The sequence below is a fragment of the Roseateles sp. PN1 genome (genome assembly GCF_038419725.1).
Classification (GTDB): Bacteria; Pseudomonadota; Gammaproteobacteria; order Burkholderiales; family Burkholderiaceae_C; genus Paucibacter_A.
In genome coordinates, this window is record NZ_JBCARA010000006.1 from 1 (window position 1) to 19,061 (window position 19,061).

Below are 19,061 nucleotides of genomic sequence, written 5' to 3' on the forward strand. Positions count from 1 at the left end.
TTGGCCGGTGCCGACGCCGGCAACTATCAGCTGGCCGGCGCGCAAGTGCAGGCCAAGGGCGACATCACGCCCAAGACCTTGCAGACCGCGCCGCTGGTGGTGAAGGACAAGTACTTCGATGGCTCGCGTGACGCGCAGCTGGAGGCACCGAGTTTGATCGGCGTGGTGGCGGGTGACAGTGTCCGCGCCCTGGCCTCCGGGCAGTTCCAAGACTTGTTGGCCGCTGATGGCAAGCTCGTGGTGGTCAAGCTGAACCTGGACGGCACTGACGCCGGCAATTACCAGCTGGCGCACGGCCAGGTTGAGACGGTGGCTCGCATCCTGAGCCTGGACGTGCAAGGCCAAACGGCCGGGCTGTTGGTGAAGCCGCAGGGCGGCAATGCGACGGGCGGTGCGGGTGCTACGGGTGGCAGTGGATCGAACGGCTCTGGCGGCGCAAACGGTGCAAATGGTTCGAATGGTGCTGCCAGCGGCGCTGGATCTAGCGTCTTGGCCGGCGCTTTGCCGGCGACTGGCCCGGTGCCCACCTTGCTGGCGCTGGCCGAAGGGGTAGGTTCCGGCGGTGATGCGGCCGGCCCGGCGAGCGCTGATCGCAGCGGCCGGACGCCCGCCACCGAGGGTGGCCTGCACATGCTGCGAAACGGCGGGCATATCAGCCTGAGCATGGCGGGCAATGCCCCCACGGAGCCGGTGCAGAACCTCTTGCCCTTGTTCCGCGACTCCGGCGCGAGCGGCGGCCTGGATCATCTGGGTCACTACCTTGTGCAGGATCAGGGCGATAGCTTGAGCCTCCAGCAGCACAGCTTGACCCAGGCCGAGTTGCCCAAGCATGAGGGCTTGGACGTCAGCGCGCGTGCCGAGACCATGCTGGATCTGGGTGGTGGCGAAATGGCCGGCATGTCGCTGGAGTTCTTCTCCAACGGCACTTTGCGTGCAGCCTTGCCGCCGCAAGCCGCGCAACTGGGCCATGAGGTGCTCAGCGCCCACAGCCTGAGCGCGATCAAGCGCAAGGCCGGCGTTTCGGTGGATCAGGTGCGCAGCATCGTGCTGCGCTTTGACGCTAAAAAATGATCTGAGGAGCGAGCGCCGCCAAAGGCGCTGACTTGGAATCAGTGGCTAAGGGCCCGGCTGCATTTGCCTGCTTGCTTGAGCAGGCGAGGGCGGCCGGGCCCATTTTTCTGAGGCTTTGAGTCAGCCGTCGCAAGACCTGACCCCATCCGGCGGCCGCTTTTAGTGCCCGCTACCGTTCATTTGCGTTAGCTATTTGGCAAAGCGGCCAAATCCTAGGGCAAACCCCGGCAGTGGAGATGGGCGAGACCTCCCTACACTGCCCCACGCCTGCGCCCAGGGGAATTGCGCGGCACGAGCAGACAGTCAACTGACGGCAAGATGGCAGCCTTTGCGCTGGCATGTGTTCAGCAAGATCAGGTCTGACGTCGGCTTAGGGCGGTTCATGGTGTGCTTGATGAGTTGAGGGGGAGTTTTTGAATATGCGTCTTGTAGTCCGCAAGATTCGGTGCTTGCCGAGTTGTATTGCTTTGGTCGCGCTGGCCGGTTTGATGCCGCAGGTGCTGGCGCAGACCAGCTCTGGCAGCGCCGCAGATGCCAAATCGGATGCCAAGCAGGACGCCACTCAAGCGGCCGAGGAGCGTGCGCAAAAGCAGGCCGATCGGGTGTTTACCTGGATCCGCCTCCAAGGCGAGGCCGCCAACAAAAAGCAGAACGCGGCCGCGCCGGCTGCCGCCCCAGCCAAACCCAGCGTCGCCAAGGCGCCCGCCGCCAACACAAATAATGCGGCCGCGCCCGTCGCAGCCGGCCGCTCGTCCAATACCGAAGCCGCCGTGGCAGCCGCCGCAACTGCAGCAGCAGCCGCCGCCGCCGCTGCCACCAACGCGACGTCACCTGCAGCAACCGCCATCGCTGCTGCCGAACCTGCGCCAGCCGCTGAACGCAAGGACGCCGCCGTGCTGGCCTTGGCCGCCCCGGCCGTGCCCAAGCCAGCTGCGCCACCGGTGGTGGAGGAAGAGCCGCAGCTGACCCTGATCCACCGTGTCGAGCCCGAGGTGCCGCGCCGCTATTTGAAAGACTTTGCGGGTGGCTCGGTGCTGGTGAGCTTTATGGTGCAGGCCGATGGCAGCGTGCAGCAGGCCAAGGCCTTGCGCTCCACCAATAGCCGTGCGACCCAACTGGCCATTGATGCGATCTCGAAATGGCGCTTTCAGCCCATCTCACGGCCTCGTGAAGGTCGGGTCGAAGTGGGCTTCGGGGCACCGGAGTAAGGCAAACAGTCCGGGCGCTAAGCCCCGTAAAGCCGGGCTTTGATCTTGCGTCCACCGCAGCCGGCCCTCGCGCCAGGCCTGCTCGAAGGGACGTAAGGCTTGCGCAGGATCCGGCTCGGCCAGCGCCGCATCTGCGGCCCTCACCAAGCAGGCCGCTGCTGCGCCTTGAGCGGCGCAATCCGCTACTTGCGCGGGTGTCAGCAGCCCGCCAATCGCCACCACCGGCCGGCCGGCCATGCGCACCCACCAGCGCAGATTAGTCATGGCCTGCGGGCGCCAAGGCATGTCCTTGGTTGTGGTCGCAAAGACCGGGCCGCAGGCGATGTAAGTCGGGTTCAGACCGCGAGCGCGGGCCAATTCCCACAGGCTATGGCTGGAAATGCCTAACTTCACCTTGCCGCTGACAATCGGTTCACGCTGCGCGGCGCTCAAGCCGGCCCAGTCTTCCTGACCCAGGTGCAGGGCTTGGGCCCCAGCGGCCAGGGCCAGCTGCCAGTGGTCGTTGACCCAGAGCTGCCCTTGGCTGGCGTCGGCCGCAGCCTGCGTGGCGACCGCAATGTCGGCCTGCAGATGCGCCCTAGCGGCGCCGGCCTTGATGCGCAGTTGCACCTGAGGCAGGCCCAGGGCGAGCAGGGCGGCCGCCTTGTCAGGACCGTCGGTGATGGCATAGAGCCCCAGTTCGGCCGCAGGCTCGTTGTGAGCTTCTGCCAACACGCGGCGCCAGCGTGCCAGCGTGGCGGCGTCCAGTTCCCGCTCATCCGCAAAACCCATCACCGGCATGCAGCTCGGGTCTTCGATGAAGCTGGCGCTGGCGCGCACCGGCCCGGCGCCCTGGCCGGCGGCATGGCCGTCGCGTACGGCGGTCCAAGTGAGCATCTTGGCCAGCAACGCGGCGTCGGGCAGCGGGAAGCCGTGCGCCAAAGCGGCGGCGGCAGCGGTGGCGAAGGTGCAGCCACTGCCATGGTGATGTGTGGACGGCAGGCGCGGCAGCGCCAACCAGCCGTTGACCGGGGTGCTGCCCAGGCTGGCATCTAGCCAGTCCAATGCCAGACCGTTGATGGAGCCAGCTGAGCTGGCGGGATCAGCTGGCTCGGCAGCGCCCAGTGCGAGATCGTCGCCGCCGGTGATGCAAACCGCCTCTGCACCCAGCGCTCGCAAGGCCTCGGCCAGCTCCGGTGCCGATGCTTGATCGCTGCCAGCCGCCAGCCTTTGTGCCTCGCGGCGGTTCGGCGTGATCAGGGTGGCGCGGGGCAGCAGCAGCTGGCGATAGGCTTCGATCAGTGCCGCATCGGCAAAGGCCACGCCGCCGGCCGTGGCGCCAAGCACCGGGTCCACCACCAGGGCGACCGGGCCCCGGCTGACATCGCTGCGCAAAGCGTCGACGCAGCGCGCGACTGCCGCTACCGCTGCCACGCTGGCCAGCAGCCCGCACTTGATGACGCGGGGCCGCATGTCCTGGGACAGGGCTGCCAGCTGGGTGTCGATGTGCTCGGCTGGCAGGGCATGAACGGCTTGCACGCCCAGCGAGTTCTGCGCCGTCACCGCCGCCACCACCGGGCAGAGGTGCACGCCCATGGCCGCTGCGGCGCGCAGATCGGCGGCCAGGCCGGCGCCGCCACCACTGTCGGTGCCGGCGATGCTCCAGACGATGGGCGGGGCCGAGTGTGATGGGGTCAGGTCTTGCTGATCCGGCGCATAAGCGGACGGCAAGCAGGGTTGAGGCCAGGCGCTGCTCATGGCTGCCCCAATAAAAATGCGTGGCCGCTGACCGGGGTGGATGGCGTGGCGAAGTTTTGCGGCGCCATCAGTCCGGCCAGATAGGCTTGGCGCCCGGCCCGCACGGCGTCGCGAAAAGCAACGGCCATGGCCACCGGCGCGCGCGCCTGTGCCACGGCGGAATTCAGCAGCACGGCGTCAAAGCCCAGCTCCAGCGCCTGCGCAGCTTGCGAGGGCGCACCGAGCCCCGCGTCGATGATCAGCGTGGCCTGCGGCAGGCGCTCGCGCAGGGTCTTGAGGGCTTGCAGATGCAGCAGCCCCTGGCCCGATCCAATTGGCGCGCCCCAGGGCATCAGCACGGCGCAGCCGGCGTCTTCCAGCAGGCGCCGGCACAGGATCAAGTCTTCCGTGCAGTAGGGGAAGACGGTGAAGCCGTCTTTGACCAAGTCGGTGGCGGCGCTGAGCAGCTCGAAAGGGTCGGGCTGCAAGGTGTGCTCGTCACCCACCACTTCCAGCTTGATCCAGTGGGTGCCGTAGAGCTCGCGCGCCATCTGCGCCAGTTGCACCGCTTCGCGTGCCGTGCGGCAGCCGGCGGTATTGGGCAGCAGGTGCGCGCCCTGGGCCTGGGCGGCTTGCATGGCCATGGCGACAAAGCCGTTGTCACCCGCTTGCAAGGTGCGCTTGAGGCCCAGGGTCAAGACCTGACACTCGGCGGCCTGAATGGCTTCCACCAGCGTCTGTGGGCTGGGGTAGCCGGCGCTGCCGAGGAAGAGGCGGCTATGGAGGGTTTTGCCGTCGATGCAGAGGGCGTCGGGGGTGGACATCATCATGGCCTTCAACCGCCCACAATGGCTTTGAACAGCAGCACGGCATCGCCATGGGCCAGCTGCGTCTGTGCGCGGGCTTCGCGGGCCACAAACATGCCGTTCAGGGCCGTGGCCACGCTTTCCGGCGCGCGCTGCTGTGCCTGCAGCAAATCGGCCAGGCTCAGCGGCGCGGGCAGGGACAGGGCTTGGTCGTCAAGAAAAATCTGGATGTGGGTGCTCATGGGTGAGGCTCGTGTTCAAGTGTGGCCAGGCCGGCTTGGTTCAGCAATTGCTGCGCCAGGGCCGGTGCGAGCAGCCAGCCGTGACGGTAGAGGCCGTTCAGGCGGATCAGGCCGGGCGCGCAGTGGGCCAGGGCTTTGTTGTCGGGCAGGGCGGGGCGCAGATTGCGGTCCAGCCGGGTGATGCGGGCCTCGCTCAAAGCTGGCATCACGCTGTGGGCGGCGGCCATCAGCTCCACCGCGCTTTGCAAGCTGACCTCGCTGCGGTCTTCGCTTTCAATCTCGCTGGCGCCCAGCATCAGCTCGCTCTCGCTGCGCGGCACCAGGTAGACCCGGTGGCGCGGGTGCAGCAGGCGCACCGGGCGGCGCAAGCCGTGGCTGGTCAAGCGCAGCTGCAGCACCTCGCCTCGCACGCCGCGCAGGGGCAGCTCGGCGGAGCGCGCGCCCAGGCCGCGTGTGTCAATGGCCCAGTCCGCCGCCACCCGCTTGCCGTCCGCCAGCAGCAAGCCGCCGGCTTCCACGCTGGCGACGGGCTGCTGCCAATGCCATTGCGCGCCTTCTGCGCCTGCGTGCAGCGCTGCCATGGCCTGCACAGGATTGATCAGGCCTTCGCCCGGCAGCAGCCAGGCCAGCAAGCCGCTGGGCAGCAAGGCCGGTTCCAGCTCACGCAGCGCGCCGGCCGACAAGGGCGCTGGCGCGTCAGGCAAGCGGGCCAAGATGCGCTGGGCGCTGCCCAGGTCTTGCCGGTGCGCCAGCAGCAGGCTGCCCTGGCAATGCAGCTGCACCGGCAGGCGGAGGCTGGCGACGATTTGCGGCCATAGCCGCAGCGAGGCAAATCCCAGTTCGGCCACCTCGGGCTCGGCCTTCTCCATCTCGGCCAACGGGCTCAGCATGCCGGCTGCGGTGAAGGCGGCTGCACCCTGGCCGTCGAAGCTGGGCGCGGGGCCGGGGCCGGCTTCGAACACTTGCACCGCGTGGCCGGCGCGGCTCAGCGCGAAAGCGAAGAGCCGCCCGGCCAGGCCCGCGCCGGCAATGGCAATGCGTGCCATCGGTCTCAAGCCTTCTGGATCGGGATGTAGATCTCGCTGCCCTGCGCCTTGAACTCGGCGCTCTTGGCTTGCATGCCCTGCTCGGCCAGTTGCTGGTCCGCCTGCAACTGCGCCGAGTAGTCGCGCACGTCTTGCGTGATCTTCATCGAGCAAAACTTCGGGCCGCACATGGAGCAGAAATGCGCCACTTTCGAGCTGTCCTTGGGCAAGGTTTCGTCGTGAAAGGCGCGCGCGGTGTCCGGGTCCAGGCCGAGGTTGAATTGGTCTTCCCAGCGGAACTCGAAACGCGCCTTGGACAAGGCATCGTCACGCGCCCTTGCGCCGGGGTGGCCCTTGGCGATGTCGGCGGCATGGGCGGCAATTTTGTAGGCCATCAAGCCTTGCTTGACGTCATCGCGGTCCGGCAGGCCCAGGTGTTCCTTGGGCGTGACGTAGCAGAGCATGGCGCAGCCGAACCAGCCGATCATGGCGGCACCAATGCCGCTGGTGATGTGGTCGTAGCCAGGGGCGATGTCGGTCGTCAGCGGGCCCAGGGTGTAGAAGGGCGCTTCGTCGCAGTGCTTGAGCTGCTCGGTCATATTGACCTGCACCATGTGCATGGGCACATGGCCGGGGCCTTCGATCATGGTTTGCACATCGTGCTTCCAGGCCAGCTTGGTCAGCTCACCCAGGGTGCGCAGTTCGGCGAACTGGGCTTCGTCATTGGCGTCCGACAGGCTGCCGGGCCGCAGGCCGTCGCCCAGCGAGAAGCTGACGTCGTAGGCCTTCATGATCTCGCAGATGTCTTCGAAGTGGGTGTAGAGGAAGTTCTCCTGGTGATGCGCGATGCACCACTTGGCCAGGATGGAGCCGCCGCGCGAGACGATGCCGGTGCGGCGCTTCACCGTCATCGGTACATAACGCAGCAAAACGCCGGCATGGATGGTGAAGTAGTCCACGCCTTGTTCGGCCTGCTCGATCAAGGTGTCGCGGAAGATGGCCCAGGTGAGGTCTTCGGCCACGCCGCCGACCTTCTCCAGCGCCTGATAAATCGGCACCGTGCCGATGGGCACCGGGCTGTTGCGCACGATCCAGTCGCGGGTGGTGTGGATATTGCGGCCGGTGCTCAGGTCCATCACCGTGTCCGCGCCCCAGCGGGTGCTCCACACCAGCTTTTCGACCTCTTCTTCGATGCTGGAGGTGACGGCTGAGTTGCCGATATTGGCGTTCACCTTGACCAGGAAGTTGCGACCGATCGCCATCGGCTCCAGCTCGGTGTGATTGATATTGGCGGGGATGATGGCGCGGCCGCGCGCCACCTCATCACGCACAAACTCGGGCGTGATGATCTTGGGAATGCTGGCGCCGAAGGGGTTGCCGGCCAGGCGCGCTTCGCGTTCGGCATCTTGCTCGTATTCGCGCATCCACTCGTGGCGTTGGTTCTCGCGGATGGCCACAAACTCCATCTCGGGCGTGATGATGCCGCGGCGGGCGTAATGCATCTGCGTCACATTGGCTCCCGCCTTGGCGCGGCGCGGCTGGCGGCGCAGGCCGGCGCTGAGCTCGTGCAGACGCTGTTGCTGGGCTTGGTCGCGCAGGCCGTCGTCAATCAGCTTGATCTCACGGCCCGGGTAGACCTCGCTGTCGCCGCGCGCTGCCAACCAGGCGGCGCGCGGGGTGGGCAGGCCGTGGTGCACATCAATCGCAGCGGCCGGGTCGGTGTAGGGGCCGGAGGCGTCGTACACGCTCACCACTTCGCCGTTTGTCAGGCTGATGGCGCGCTGCGGCACGCGCAGTTCCGGGTGGATCTGGCCGCTCAAATACTGTTTGCTGGAGGCCGGCAGAGGGCTGCGGCTTTGCAGCAGCCGGGCTTCGAAATCGATGGCGCTTGTAGCGGCTTCGCTGAGCTTAGGGGTGGTGACGGTGTTCATGCGCTGGCGGGCTCCGGTTGAGAGAAATCTCCGGAGTGCCAAACCCTGGGCCGGTGGAATACGGGCGTAGGGTCAGGTCTTGCTCAAAGCCGGCGCGCTGGCGCAATACCAGGTGGGCGAGTGGGGACATGAGCAGGCTCTTCTTACGCCGGTATTAACCGGATCAAGTTCAGCGGGTCCATGGCTTCCACCATGTCTCAGCCCGGCGCAAGAACAAGTCTGGCGCAGCAGGGCTCCCCGGAGCGAAGCGCGAGTATAGGGCCCAAGGCGCAAATCCTTGAACCATGAGCGCCGGGGCGAAAGCTGCTAAGGTCGCCGACAAGTTCAAACCATTGCCCGCGATTCCATGTCACAGCCTGTATCAAGCCCCGCCCGCCGCGTCGAGCGCATCATCACCGGCCAAGCCACCAGCGATGGCGCGGGCGTCAAGCTCACCCGTGTCCTGACCCAGGATTTGCAGCGCCGGCTCGATCCTTTTTTGATGCTGGATGCCTTCGGCTCCGATCAGCCGGGTGACTACATCGCCGGCTTTCCCAGCCACCCGCATCGCGGCTTTGAGACCATCACCTATATGTTGCAGGGCCGCATGCGGCATCGCGATTCGGCAGGGAATGAGGGCTTGCTGGGCGACGGCGGCGTGCAGTGGATGACGGCCGGGCGCGGCGTGATCCATTCCGAAATGCCGGAGCAGACGGCCGGGCGCATGGCGGGCTTTCAGCTCTGGCTCAACCTCGCCGGCAAAGACAAGATGTGCCCGCCTTGGTACCGGGACATTCCGTCGGCGGAGATTCCCGAAGTGACCATCCCCGGTGGCCTGCTGCGTGTGATCGCTGGGACCAGCCATGGCCAGGCCGGCGCCATGCAGCGCGACACGACCGAGCCGCTGTATCTGGACCTGCATCTGCAAGCCGGCGCCAGCTTCGAGCAAAGCCTGCCCGAGGCCTTCAACGCCTTTGTCTACGTCTACGAAGGCGAGCTGAGTTTTGATGCCGACAGCGCGCCGGTGCCGGCCGAGCGCATGGCTTTGTTGGCCAATACGCCGGGGGCAGAGCGCGTTGCCTTCAGCGCCGGCCCCGCCGGCGCCCGGGCCTTGCTGATCGCGGGCCGCCCACTGGGCGAGGCGATCGCGCAGTACGGCCCCTTTGTGATGAATACGCAGACGGAACTCAAGCAGGCCGTGCGTGACTTTCAGGAAGGCCGCCTGGCCTGAGTCTCGTTGGCTGCGGCCCTGAGTCCGGCAAACAAAGCCCAGCGAAGCGGTTCTGGCTAGGCGCCCTGGCGTAGACAGTACCTTGCTGGTACGGCAAGCCAGGGCAACGACGCCAGAAGGGTTTTGTTTGCTGGACTCAGTTGCCGCGCCGCAGGCCCAGCTTGGCCAGGATGGACTCCATCAAGCACCATTTCGTCAAACCGCTCTGCAGCAAGTTGATGCCCACAAAGGCGGTGAAGCCCAGCCAGTATTGGGAGTGAAAGACGGGGCTGCCGGGCAGGCCCAAGGCCAGCGAAGCCAGGATGAATGTGCCGGCGATGACGCGCACAAGTTGCCAGGTGGTCATGATTGAATTTCCTTTGGATGGGCGTGGCGGTAGGCCACAAAGTAGAGCAGGGGAATAACGACCAAAGTCAGCAGCGTCGAGATGGCGATGCCGAAGATCAGCGAGATCGCCAGGCCGTTGAAGATCGGGTCGTCGAGGATGAAGAAGGCGCCCATCATGGCCGCCAGGCCGGTCAGGATGATGGGCTGGGCGCGCGCGGTGGCGGCGCTGATGATGGCGCGCTCCAGCGCCATGCCTTCGCGCAATTGCAGCTGGATGAAGTCCACCAGCAGAATCGAGTTGCGCACGATGATGCCGGCCAGCGCGATCATGCCGATCATGCTGGTGGCCGTGTACTGCGCGTGCAGCAGGGCGTGGCCGGGCATCACGCCGATGATGGTCAGCGGAATCGGCGCCATGATGATCAGCGGCGTCAGATAGGAGCCGAACTGGGCCACCACCAGCAGATAGATCAGGATCAGCCCAACGCCATAGGCCAGGCCCATATCGCGGAAGGTCTCATAGGTGATCTGCCATTCGCCGTCCCATTTGAGGCTGTAGTCGCGCAGGGCGTCGGTGGGCTGCTTGATGAAGAACTCTTGCAAAGTGCCACCACCCGGCGTGCTGATTTTTTGGATCTCGCCGCGCATTTTGAACAGGCCGTAGAGGGGGCTGTCCAGCCCGGTCTTGGCGTCAGCCATATCGGCCATCACATAGTTCACCGGCAGGCCATCCTTGTGGAAAAGCGGCTGCTCGCGCACCGTGTCCGACAGCGTCACCAGCTCGCGGATCGCCACGCTGGCGCCGCTTTGGCTGCGCACCGTCAAGGCCAGCAAGCTGTTGATATCGCCTTGTGTAGAGGGCGGCAGTTGCAGCACCGCGGGCACCGGGCTGCGGCTTTGGTCGTGCAGATAGGTGACGGGCTCACCGGCAAAGCCTGCGCGCAAGGTGCTAACGATCAAGCTTTGCGGCACACCGAGCAGGGCGGCCTTGCTGCGGTCGATCAGCAGCAGCTGGCGCGGGGCGCTGGCGATGCGGCTGTCGTCCACATCCACCAGGCCGGCGCTGGCCTCGAAGACGGCGCGCACCTGGGCGGCCACGGCGTTGCGGCCGGCGGCCTCGGGACCGTAAATCTCCGCCACGATGGGCGACATCACCGGCGGGCCCGGCGGCACTTCCACCAACTTCACGTTGGCGGCAAAGCGCTGGCCGATTTTTTGCAGCTCCGGCCGCAGGCGCAGGGCGATGGCGTGGCTTTGCTCCTTGCGGTGTTTCTGATCCACCAGATTGACCTGGATATCGCCTTGTTGGGGCTCGCTGCGCAGGTCGTACTGGCGCACCAGGCCGTTGAAGTTGATCGGCGAAGCGCTGCCGGCATAGGCTTGGTAGTGGCGTACTTCGGGCACACCGTCGAGGTAAGCGCCCAACTCGCGCAGCACGGCGGCGGTTTGTTCCAGCGGCGTGCCGACGGGCAGGTCCACCACCACTTGCAGCTCCGACTTGTTGTCAAAGGGCAGCATCTTCAGCACCACCCAGCCCGCTGCGGGCAAGGCCAGCGAAAGGGCAATCAGTGCCGCAATGCCCAGGCCCAGCAGGCCACGGTTGCGCCCGCCGCGCTTGGCGTCCAGCAGCGGGGTGAAGATGCGCTCGAACAGGGGCGCCAGCTTGGCGGCCAGGCCATGTGCTTGAGGGGCATGTGGCGCTTCGCCAGCAGAACTGGCACCTGTGTCGTGGCTGGCATCGGTGGCAGGAGAGGCCTTCATCCAGATTCGCGCCAGCCAGGGCGTGACGGTGAAAGCAATCGCCAGCGACAACAGCATGCCCATGCTCGCGTTGATGGGGATGGGGCTCATATACGGCCCCATCAAGCCCGACACAAAAGCCATGGGCAGGAGTGCGGCGATGACGGTGAGCGTGGCCAAGATGGTGGGGCCGCCCACTTCGTCAACCGCGCCGGGGATGATGTCCTTCAGGCTGCGGCCGGGGAAGAGTTGCTGGTGGCGGTGAATGTTCTCCACCACCACGATGGCGTCATCCACCAAGATGCCGATCGAGAAGATCAGCGCAAACAGCGACACCCGGTTGAGCGTGAAGCCCCAGGCCCAGCTGGCGAACAAGGTCACGGTCAGCGTCAGCATCACGGCGGTGCCGACGATGGCGGCCTCGCGCCGGCCCAGGGCGATGAAGACCAGGGCCACCACCGAGGCGGTGGCGAAGAGCAGCTTCTGGATCAGCTTCTTGGCCTTGTCATCGGCGCTGGCGCCGTAGTTGCGCGTCTCGGCCACTTGCACATCGGCGGGGATCAAGGTGTTGCGCAGATCGGCCACGCGGGCCGTCAGGGCGCGGGTCACGTCGATGGCGTTTTCGCCCGCCTTCTTGGTGATGGCCAGGGTGACGGCCGGGTAGCTCTGGCCGCCCTCGGCATGCCAGACATAGCGCGTCGCGGGCAGGGCGCCATCGCGCAGCTCGGCCACATCGCGCAGATAAACCGGCTTGCCGGCGCGCACGCCGACCACCAGCTCTTCCAAATCAGCCGCATTGGCGATGAAGGCGCCGGCCTCCAGCGCGATGCTTTTGTTGCCGCGCAAGACCTCGCCCAGGGGCGCGCCGGCGTTCGCGGATTGCAAAGCCTGGCGCAGATCGGCCACCGTCAGGCCGGCGCTGGCCAGCCGTGCGGCGTCAAGCTCGATGTTTACGCCGCGCCCTGGGCCGCCGATGGTTTTGACCTCGCGGGTGCCGGGCACGCGCTTGAGTTCGGCTTCCAGGCCGCGCGCGACGCGCTCAAGCTCGAAGGCGCCGGTTTCGTTGTTGGCGTCGGCTGTGCCGGTCTTCTCTGAGTTGCCTTTGCTGAACAGCGTGAGGCTAAGGATAGGCACATCATCAATGCCCTTGGGCTTGATGATGGGTGGCAGAGCGCCCAGGCCGCTGGGCAGCCAGTCGGCATTCGAGTTGACCGTGTCGTAGAGGCGCACCAGGGCCTCGGTGCGCGGCACGCCGACCTTGAACTGCACCGTCAGCAGGGCCAGGCCGGGCTTGGATACCGACATCACATGTTCGACCCCGGCCATCTGTGACAGCACTTGCTCGGCGGGCGTGGCGATCATCTGCTCCACATCGCCCACGCTGGCGCCAGGGAAGGGCACCAGCACATTGGCCATGGTGACGTTGATTTGCGGCTCTTCTTCGCGTGGCGTTACCAGCACCGCAAAGATGCCCAGCAGCAAGGCCACCAAGGCCAGCAGCGGGGTGATCTGGGCGGACTGGAAAAAGTCCGCAATGCGTCCGCTGGCACCCAATCGATTTGGCGCGCTCATGGTTGTGCCTTCCAGCGGGCGGCGGCTGCCGGGTCGGTGGCGACGCGCTCACCGAGGTTCAGGCCGCTCAGGACCTCCACCATCTCGCCCTGCACGCGGCCTAGCCGCAACTGGCGCAGCAAGGGCCGGCCTTGCGCGTCCAAGACATAGGCGGCGTTCAACTCGGCCCGGCGCACCACGGCCGAGCGCGGCAACATGATGGGTGTGGGCGCGGCGCCCGTCGCCTTGCCTGTGTTGTCTGTAGCAGGTGCTCCACCGGCGGCCTCGCTCAACCACAGGCGGGCGAACATGCCCGGCGTCGCCGCGGCCAGATTGGCATCGGCCAAGTCCAGGCGCAGCTGCACCGAGTGGGTGGCGGCGTCCACCACCGGCAAGACCTGAATCCGCGCCGGTGTGATGCCTTGTTGGCCGGCCAGCTCCAGGCTCAGCTGCGGCTTGGGGCCCCAGCTGCTCACCACGCTTTGCGGCACATTGGCCGTCACGCGCAAGGCCTTGGGGTCATAGACGGTCAGCAGCGCGCGGCCGGGCATGGCCATATCGCCCAAGGCCACTGGCACCTCGGACACCACGCCCGCATAGGGGCTGCGCACCACATGCAAGCTGCTTTGCGTGCGCGCGCCGCTGGCTTGCGCCAGTTGCGCGTTCACCTGGGCCTGGGTGGCTTTGAACTGGCTCTCGGCTTGGTCCAGGGCGGCTTGGCTGATGTAGCGTTGTTTGAAGAGCTGCTGCTGGCGTTCGAAATCACGCGTGGCCAGCTGCAAGGTGGCGTGCGCGGCTTGCGCCTGGGCCTCGCTGGCCAAGGCCGCCTCATTGGCAGCACGGGCGTCGATGCGCAGCAGGATCTGACCCTGGCTGACCCGGTCGCCGGGTTTGACCTCGATCTGCACGATGGCGCCGGCGACTTGCGAGGCAATCACCGTTTGCCGCTGCGCTTCCACCACACCATCAAAGCTGCGGCCGAAACGCACATCGCCATTGCCACCGGCCCGCAGCAGCAGGCTGCTCAGCGGGGCGGGGCTGGCCGTGGATCCGGCCTTTGCAGGGGCTTGCTGAGCCCACGAGGGGGCGGCAAACCCAATCCCGGCAATAGCGACCATGGCGGCAATGGCTACCTTGGTCGCCGAAGCGGCCGACCTTGGCAAGTGCGCCAACAGTTCCGGCAAGTGGGGTGAAGTCTTGGTCATGGGGTGGGAGTCCTCGGTGCATGGGCTGCTTCAGTTAAATTCTATGCGTATTTGCGTAATCATGCAAATAAACAATAAAGCAACTAGGCAAGTGCGCAAGCATTCAACTAAACTGGGGAACGCCCCGACTCTATGCCTCCCGCTCCCATCCGTCATGCAAGATCTTCCCCCCGCCGCCCTGGAGCAGATCGCTGGCTACTTTCAAGCCTTGGCAGAGCCGACGCGCTTGCAAATTCTCAATTTGTTGCGCCAGGAAGAGCGCCGGGTCGGTGACTTGGCCACGCTGTGCGGGTTCAGTGCCGCCAATGTCTCGCGCCATCTGGCGGTCTTGCAGCAGCACGGCTTGGTGATGCGCGAAAGCCGCGGCACCAGTGCCTTCTTCCGAATTGCCGATCCTGCGGTCTACGAACTCTGCGACCTGGTGTGTGGGAATATTGCCCGCCGTTCGGATCAGGTGGCGCAGGAGCGTGCGGCATTCTTCCCGCCGGTGCCCAGGCCAGAGGGTAAAACCGGGCGCTAACGCGAATTTCGCGCGTGCTGTCGCGCGCGCCATACCCCCAGAAGGCGTGGCCGAATCACATTGACACTCGCGCGCCTCGTCGGCGATGCTGCACCCGGCTTTCAAAAAGCGCGACAAGTGCAGCAAACGCCGCCAAGCGGACATTTGCTTCCCTCCGTCCTTTCAACAGACACAGCAAGTGGAGCGAGGAACCCGCAATGACACCGTATTCCCCGATCAAATTCGCCCTCGGTGGCGCGATGCTGGCCGTGGCCGCCTTGGCCCAGGCGGGCAGCTATTCCGGCCTGGTGGTCTTCGGCGACAGCCTGTCCGATTCCGGCAATAACGCAGCACTCTTGGGCGGCTTCGGCCCCGGTGCTGCGCCGCTGAGCAATACCGACTTCTCCAAGCTGCCCTACGCCTCGGGCCGCTACAGCAATGGCCCCGTGTGGACGGAGTACTTCGCGGCCAAGATGGGCTTGCCACTCACGCCTTCCGGTGTTTTCGGCGCCCCCGGCTACCCCAGCTTTGGCGGCAATAACTACGCTTTCGGCGGCGCCGAGACCAGTGCCGATGGCGTTGATGGCCCCGGCGGCTTCCCCTTCAGCATGACGAAGCAGCTCGGCATGTTCCTGGGCGACCCGAGCAAGACGGTGTCGGGCAATGAGCTCTTCATCATCTCGGGCGGCGGCAACAATGTGCGTGTGGCCTTGGATCAGTTGGCTGGCGCCCAGTCGCAAGCTGAGGCATTTGCCATCGTTGGCAAGACGGCGGCCGACTACGCGCTGGACATCGGCAATATGGTTGATGCCTTGCAGGAGCGTGGCGCCAAACACATCTTGGTCGTGAATACCCCCAACTTTGGCCTGACGCCGATGGCGCTGAGCCTGGGCTTCAGTGGGCAGTTCTGGGGTTCTAAGACCGCCGAGGAGATGGACGCCAAGCTGCATGCGCGCCTGGCTGGCGAAGCCGGTGTGCAAGCTTTCGATATGTACGCGTTCATGACTCAGACGGTGATGAATGGCGCCGCATTGGGTTTGAGCAATGTCACCGATGCCTGCGGTCAGGTGGCATTGAACTGTGACCTGTCGACCAGCTTGTTCTACGACGCCATCCACCCCACCACCAAGGGTCATCAATTGATGGCTGACGCCATTTACGCTGTGGCCGCTGTGCCCGAGCCCGCCACTTATGCCATGTTCGGCCTGGGTGTGGCGGTGCTGGCCTGGGCGCGCCGCCGCCAAGTGGGCAGCAAGGCCTGAGGGGGGCTTTCTCCACTCAGCCGCAAGGGCCGCCGCGAGCGGCCCTTTTTTCTTGAGGCCTTACGCCGCGCTCAGCTCGCCAGCCCGTCCAGAATGGGGCAGTCCGGTCGCTCGTCGCCTTGGCAGCAATGCACCAATTGCTCCAGCGCTTGCTTCATCGCGCTCATTTCTTGCAGCCGCCGATTCAGGTCATCGATATGCACTTGGGCGATGCGTTTCACATCGCTGCTGGCGCGCCGCCGGTTCTGCCAGAGCTTGAGCAGCTCGCTGATCTCGGCCATGGCAAAGCCCAGGTCGCGGGCGCGGCGGATGAAGCGCAGGGTGTGCACTTCGCGCTCGGAGTAAAGCCGGTAGCCCGCCTCGGTGCGCGCCACCTTGGGCAAAAGCCCCAAGGACTCGTAGTGCCTCAGCATCTTGGCGGACACGCCTGAGCGCGCCGCCGCCTCGCCGATATTGAAGAGTTCTTCTTGCTTCATCATGCTCATCCTCATGGCTTCCAGCGCTTGAGCAACAGGGCATTGCTGACCACCGACACGCTGGACAGCGCCATCGCCGCGCCCGCCAGCATGGGGTTCAAGTAGCCCAGTGCCGCCAGCGGAATGCCCACCACGTTGTAGGCAAAGGCCCAGAACAGGTTCTGGCGGATCTTGGCCACGGTGCGGCGCGACAAGGCAATCGCCTCCGCCACCAGGCCCACATCCCCGCGCATCAGGGTGATGCCGGCCGCGGCCATGGCCACATCGGTGCCGGTGGCCATGGCGAATCCCACATCGGCTGCGGCCAGGGCCGGGGCGTCGTTGATGCCGTCGCCCACCATGGCCACACGCTGCTGGCCGGCACTGCTGGCGAGCTTGAGCTCCGCCACGATGCGGGCCTTGTCCTCGGGCAGGATCTCGGCGCGCACCTCGTCCAAGCCCAGCTGCGTGCCCACCGCCTGTGCCGCGGCGCGGTTATCGCCGCTGAGCATCAAGGCGCGCACGCCCATGGCGTGCAGGGCGGCAATGGCCGGAGCGGCGCTGGCTTTGACTTGGTCACCGAAGGCCAAGGCCGCCAGCAGGCGCGGCGCGCTGCCAGCCTCGGCACTGCCCTGGGCCAGCCATGACATGCTGTGGCCCGCGGCCTGCGCTTTCTCCGCGGCCGCTTGCATGGGCGCCAAGTCCACGCCTAACTCTTGCATATAGCGGCTGCTGCCCAGCACATAGGCTTGGGCCCCCACCACGCCGCTCAGGCCGCGGCCCGGCACGGCGCGCAAATCCTTGCAAGGCAGAACGCTCAGACCTTGCGCGGCTGCACGTTCCTGCACCGCCCGCGCCAGTGGGTGTTCGCTGCCGGCTTGCAGGGCGGCGGTCAGGCCCAGGGCTTGGGCCTCACTCAGCCCGGCCACGGCCTGCAGGTCGGCCAGTTGGGGGCGACCTTGGGTCAGGGTGCCGGTCTTGTCAAACGCCACCAGGCCCACTTGCGCGGCCAATTCCAGCGCCTCAGCATCCTTGACCAGAATGCCGCGCCGCGCCGCCACGCCGGTGCCCACCATGATGGCCGTGGGCGTGGCTAGGCCCAATGCACAAGGGCAGGCGATCACCAGCACCGCCACGGCATTCAGAATTGCGTGCTCCCAGTCGCCGCTGTAAAAGCCCCAGCCCAGCAGCGTCAGCAAGGCGATGCCTATGACCACCGGCACGAACACCGCGCTGACCTGATCGACCATGCGCTGGATCGGCGCCTTCTTGGCTTGCGCCGACTCGACCAAGCGCACGATGCGCGAGAGGGTGGATTCGGCGCCTAAGGCCGTGGTGCGTAGCAGCAGCAAGCCCTCGCCGTTGATGGCGCCACCCACCACGCGGTCGCCCACGTGCTTGTCCACCGGCAGGCTCTCACCCGTGATCAGCGACTCATCCACCGGGCTGGCGCCGCTGAGCACCTCGCCGTCCACCGGGATGCGCTCGCCTGGGCGCACGACGACCTCGTCGCCCAGGCGCAAGGCGGCCAGGGGCAGTTCCTGCTCTTGCCCGTCGCGCCGCACGCGGGCGGTTTCGGGGCGCAACTTCTTCAGGGCGCGGATGGCTTCGGTGGTCTGGCGCTTGGCGCGGGCCTCCATCCACTTGCCCAGCAAGACCAGGGTGATGACCACGGCCGCCGATTCGAAATACAGATTCATGCTGTGTGCGCCATAGGCCAGCAGTTCGTAAATCGACAGGCCGAAGGCCGCGCTGGTGCCCAGGGCCACCAACAAATCCATATTGCCGCTGCCCGCGCGCAGTGCGGCCCAGCCGGCCCTGTAAAAGCGCGCGCCCAGCCAGAACTGCACCGGGGCGGCCAGGGCCAGCTGCCAATAGCCGTTCAGCATCCAATGCCCGCCAAACAGCTCGGCCAGCATGGGCAGGACCAGTGGCGCCGACAACAAAGCCGCCAGCAAGACCGGGCCACCGCTGTGGGCCCAGCTGGGGCGATCCGGCTGGGCATTGACCTCGCTGTCTTGCTGCAACTGTGCGCCATAACCGGCGCGCAGCACCGCCGCCAGCAACTGATCGGCCTCGACGGTGCTCAGCGCCCGCAGCTGGGCCGTCTCGGTGGCCAGATTGACCTCGGCCTGCAGCACGCCGGGCACCTTCAGGAGGGCCTTCTCGACCCGGCCCACGCAGGAGGCGCAAGTCATGTCCTTGATTTGCAGCTGCCAGCTTCGCTCGGTCAGCTGGTAGCCGGCTTTCTCCACGGCTTGGCGCAATGTGTCTAGGCTCAGTGCGCCGCCATCACTCAGGCCGCCTGTCACGCTGGCGATTTCGGTCGCCAGATTGACTTCGACCGCGCTGACGCCCGGCACGGCGGCAATGGCTTTCTCCACTCGCTTGACGCAAGAGGCGCAAGTCATGCCGCTGATGGGCAGGGCCCAGCTCGAAGAGGTGTTTGTGTTCATGTCGGCAGTATCAAGCTTGCCATCATGGCAAGGTCAACAGCCTGCGCAAACTTTTCATCCAGCTTGACCTTGCCACGATGGCAGGGTTTAAGCTTTCCGCACTGATCCATCCATCCATCCATGCTTCCAACGAGGACACCCAGATGAATAGCTATGACTTCAAACTGCCCGATATGAGCTGCGGCCATTGCGTGGCCAGCATCACCGCGGCCATGGCCGAGTTAGACGCGCAAGCCGCGCTGGACTTCAAGCGCGACACGCGTGAGCTGCAGGTGAAAACAGAACTGCCGCGCGAGGCGGTGGCGGCAGCGTTGAGCGAGGCCGGCTATCCGCCGGCCCCTTGAGCTACCGATGAAT

At 66.0% G+C, this 19,061-nt stretch carries 16 protein-coding genes and 1 riboswitch; of the genes, 6 read left to right on the forward strand and 10 right to left on the reverse strand.

Annotated features, from left to right (window positions below; translation table 11 throughout):
• Together AABB87_RS10930 and AABB87_RS10935 are read left to right on the forward strand one after the other, a co-directional pair.
• On the forward strand, positions 1-1,071 hold a 1,071-nt coding region (locus AABB87_RS10930), incomplete at its 5' end, for a YDG domain-containing protein (RefSeq protein ID WP_341971274.1).
• Positions 1,072-1,520: 449 nt separating this feature from the next.
• Positions 1,521-2,279: a TonB family protein gene (locus tag AABB87_RS10935; protein WP_341971275.1), complete on the forward strand. Its 759-nt coding sequence runs from the start codon at positions 1,521-1,523 to the stop codon at positions 2,277-2,279.
• Here the strand turns inward: AABB87_RS10935 and AABB87_RS10940 are convergent.
• Genes AABB87_RS10940 through thiC form a run of 5 tightly spaced genes read right to left on the reverse strand, consistent with a single transcriptional unit; the run spans position 2,229 to position 7,999 of the window.
• Complete coding sequence (locus AABB87_RS10940; RefSeq protein WP_341971276.1) at positions 2,229-4,016, reverse strand: bifunctional hydroxymethylpyrimidine kinase/phosphomethylpyrimidine kinase; 1,788 nt, start codon at positions 4,014-4,016, stop codon at positions 2,229-2,231. The two genes, AABB87_RS10935 and AABB87_RS10940, sit on opposite strands and share 51 nt — an antisense overlap.
• On the reverse strand, positions 4,013-4,819 hold the full coding sequence (locus tag AABB87_RS10945; RefSeq protein ID WP_341971499.1) for a thiazole synthase: 807 nt from the start codon (positions 4,817-4,819) through the stop codon (positions 4,013-4,015). Before AABB87_RS10945 ends, AABB87_RS10940 begins: the two co-directional genes overlap by 4 nt.
• Positions 4,820-4,830: 11 nt before the next feature.
• A complete protein-coding gene (gene thiS / locus AABB87_RS10950) occupies positions 4,831-5,043 on the reverse strand; it encodes a sulfur carrier protein ThiS (protein WP_341971277.1) in 213 nt (70 codons plus the stop codon).
• Complete coding sequence (locus AABB87_RS10955) at positions 5,040-6,089, reverse strand: FAD-dependent oxidoreductase (RefSeq protein ID WP_341971278.1); 1,050 nt, start codon at positions 6,087-6,089, stop codon at positions 5,040-5,042. Before AABB87_RS10955 ends, thiS begins: the two co-directional genes overlap by 4 nt.
• A gap of 5 nt (positions 6,090-6,094) precedes the next feature.
• Positions 6,095-7,999 carry a phosphomethylpyrimidine synthase ThiC gene (gene thiC, locus AABB87_RS10960; protein WP_341971279.1) on the reverse strand — a complete coding sequence of 635 codons (1,905 nt, stop codon included), beginning with the start codon at positions 7,997-7,999 and terminating at the stop codon, positions 6,095-6,097.
• 123 nt (positions 8,000-8,122) lie between these two features.
• Positions 8,123-8,249: riboswitch (TPP riboswitch) on the reverse strand.
• Positions 8,250-8,345: 96 nt separating this feature from the next.
• On the opposite strand from thiC, the gene AABB87_RS10965 reads away from it, so the two are divergent.
• On the forward strand, positions 8,346-9,209 hold the full coding sequence (locus AABB87_RS10965; RefSeq protein ID WP_341971280.1) for a pirin family protein: 864 nt from the start codon (positions 8,346-8,348) through the stop codon (positions 9,207-9,209).
• A 136-nt stretch (positions 9,210-9,345) separates the two neighbouring features.
• Here the strand turns inward: AABB87_RS10965 and AABB87_RS10970 are convergent, their stop codons facing one another.
• From AABB87_RS10970 to AABB87_RS10980, 3 genes are read right to left on the reverse strand one after another with little or no spacing between them, the layout of a single operon-like run.
• Positions 9,346-9,555: a YgaP family membrane protein gene (locus tag AABB87_RS10970; protein WP_058720907.1), complete on the reverse strand. Its 210-nt coding sequence runs from the start codon at positions 9,553-9,555 to the stop codon at positions 9,346-9,348.
• Positions 9,552-12,848 carry an efflux RND transporter permease subunit gene (locus AABB87_RS10975; RefSeq protein ID WP_341971281.1) on the reverse strand — a complete coding sequence of 1,099 codons (3,297 nt, stop codon included), beginning with the start codon at positions 12,846-12,848 and terminating at the stop codon, positions 9,552-9,554. The genes AABB87_RS10970 and AABB87_RS10975 overlap by 4 nt, the downstream gene beginning before the upstream one ends.
• Positions 12,845-14,032, reverse strand: a complete 1,188-nt coding sequence (locus AABB87_RS10980; RefSeq protein ID WP_341971282.1) for an efflux RND transporter periplasmic adaptor subunit — start codon at positions 14,030-14,032, stop codon at positions 12,845-12,847. The genes AABB87_RS10975 and AABB87_RS10980 overlap by 4 nt, the downstream gene beginning before the upstream one ends.
• Positions 14,033-14,186: 154 nt before the next feature.
• On the opposite strand from AABB87_RS10980, the gene AABB87_RS10985 reads away from it, so the two are divergent.
• Positions 14,187-14,552: an ArsR/SmtB family transcription factor gene (locus tag AABB87_RS10985; protein WP_341971283.1), complete on the forward strand. Its 366-nt coding sequence runs from the start codon at positions 14,187-14,189 to the stop codon at positions 14,550-14,552.
• A 197-nt stretch (positions 14,553-14,749) separates the two neighbouring features.
• Positions 14,750-15,793 (forward strand): SGNH/GDSL hydrolase family protein, encoded by a 1,044-nt coding sequence (locus AABB87_RS10990; RefSeq protein ID WP_341971284.1) that lies wholly within the window; start codon positions 14,750-14,752, stop codon positions 15,791-15,793.
• Positions 15,794-15,864: 71 nt separating this feature from the next.
• Here the strand turns inward: AABB87_RS10990 and cueR are convergent, their stop codons facing one another.
• Both cueR and AABB87_RS11000 read right to left on the reverse strand, forming a co-directional pair.
• The gene (gene cueR, locus AABB87_RS10995; protein ID WP_341971285.1) at positions 15,865-16,272 is read right to left on the reverse strand and encodes a Cu(I)-responsive transcriptional regulator; all 408 of its coding nucleotides are present in this window, start codon (positions 16,270-16,272) and stop codon (positions 15,865-15,867) included.
• Between the two features lie 8 nt (positions 16,273-16,280).
• Entirely contained in the window at positions 16,281-18,704 is a 2,424-nt protein-coding gene (locus tag AABB87_RS11000) for a heavy metal translocating P-type ATPase (RefSeq protein WP_341971286.1), read from the reverse strand.
• Positions 18,705-18,847: 143 nt separating this feature from the next.
• Between AABB87_RS11000 and AABB87_RS11005 the strand changes: the two genes are divergently transcribed.
• A complete protein-coding gene (locus AABB87_RS11005) occupies positions 18,848-19,048 on the forward strand; it encodes a heavy-metal-associated domain-containing protein (RefSeq protein WP_058720901.1) in 201 nt (66 codons plus the stop codon).
• Positions 19,049-19,061: the final 13 nt, after the last annotated feature.

Excerpts from the sequence above, each read along its gene's own strand:
- AABB87_RS10990 (WP_341971284.1), top strand. The coding sequence starts at position 14,750 with ATGACACCGTATTCCCCGATCAAATTCGCCCTCGGTGGCGCGATGCTG.
- AABB87_RS10985 (WP_341971283.1), top strand. The coding sequence starts at position 14,187 with ATGCAAGATCTTCCCCCCGCCGCCCTGGAGCAGATCGCTGGCTACTTT.
- AABB87_RS10965 (WP_341971280.1), top strand. The coding sequence starts at position 8,346 with ATGTCACAGCCTGTATCAAGCCCCGCCCGCCGCGTCGAGCGCATCATC.
- AABB87_RS10980 (WP_341971282.1), bottom strand. The coding sequence starts at position 14,032 with ATGACCAAGACTTCACCCCACTTGCCGGAACTGTTGGCGCACTTGCCA.
- cueR (WP_341971285.1), bottom strand. The coding sequence starts at position 16,272 with ATGATGAAGCAAGAAGAACTCTTCAATATCGGCGAGGCGGCGGCGCGC.
- AABB87_RS10945 (WP_341971499.1), bottom strand. The coding sequence starts at position 4,819 with ATGTCCACCCCCGACGCCCTCTGCATCGACGGCAAAACCCTCCATAGC.
- AABB87_RS11005 (WP_058720901.1), top strand. The coding sequence starts at position 18,848 with ATGAATAGCTATGACTTCAAACTGCCCGATATGAGCTGCGGCCATTGC.
- thiC (WP_341971279.1), bottom strand. The coding sequence starts at position 7,999 with ATGAACACCGTCACCACCCCTAAGCTCAGCGAAGCCGCTACAAGCGCC.
- AABB87_RS10940 (WP_341971276.1), bottom strand. The coding sequence starts at position 4,016 with ATGAGCAGCGCCTGGCCTCAACCCTGCTTGCCGTCCGCTTATGCGCCG.
- thiS (WP_341971277.1), bottom strand. The coding sequence starts at position 5,043 with ATGAGCACCCACATCCAGATTTTTCTTGACGACCAAGCCCTGTCCCTG.
- AABB87_RS11000 (WP_341971286.1), bottom strand. The coding sequence starts at position 18,704 with ATGAACACAAACACCTCTTCGAGCTGGGCCCTGCCCATCAGCGGCATG.
- AABB87_RS10955 (WP_341971278.1), bottom strand. The coding sequence starts at position 6,089 with ATGGCACGCATTGCCATTGCCGGCGCGGGCCTGGCCGGGCGGCTCTTC.
- AABB87_RS10975 (WP_341971281.1), bottom strand. The coding sequence starts at position 12,848 with ATGAGCGCGCCAAATCGATTGGGTGCCAGCGGACGCATTGCGGACTTT.
- AABB87_RS10970 (WP_058720907.1), bottom strand. The coding sequence starts at position 9,555 with ATGACCACCTGGCAACTTGTGCGCGTCATCGCCGGCACATTCATCCTG.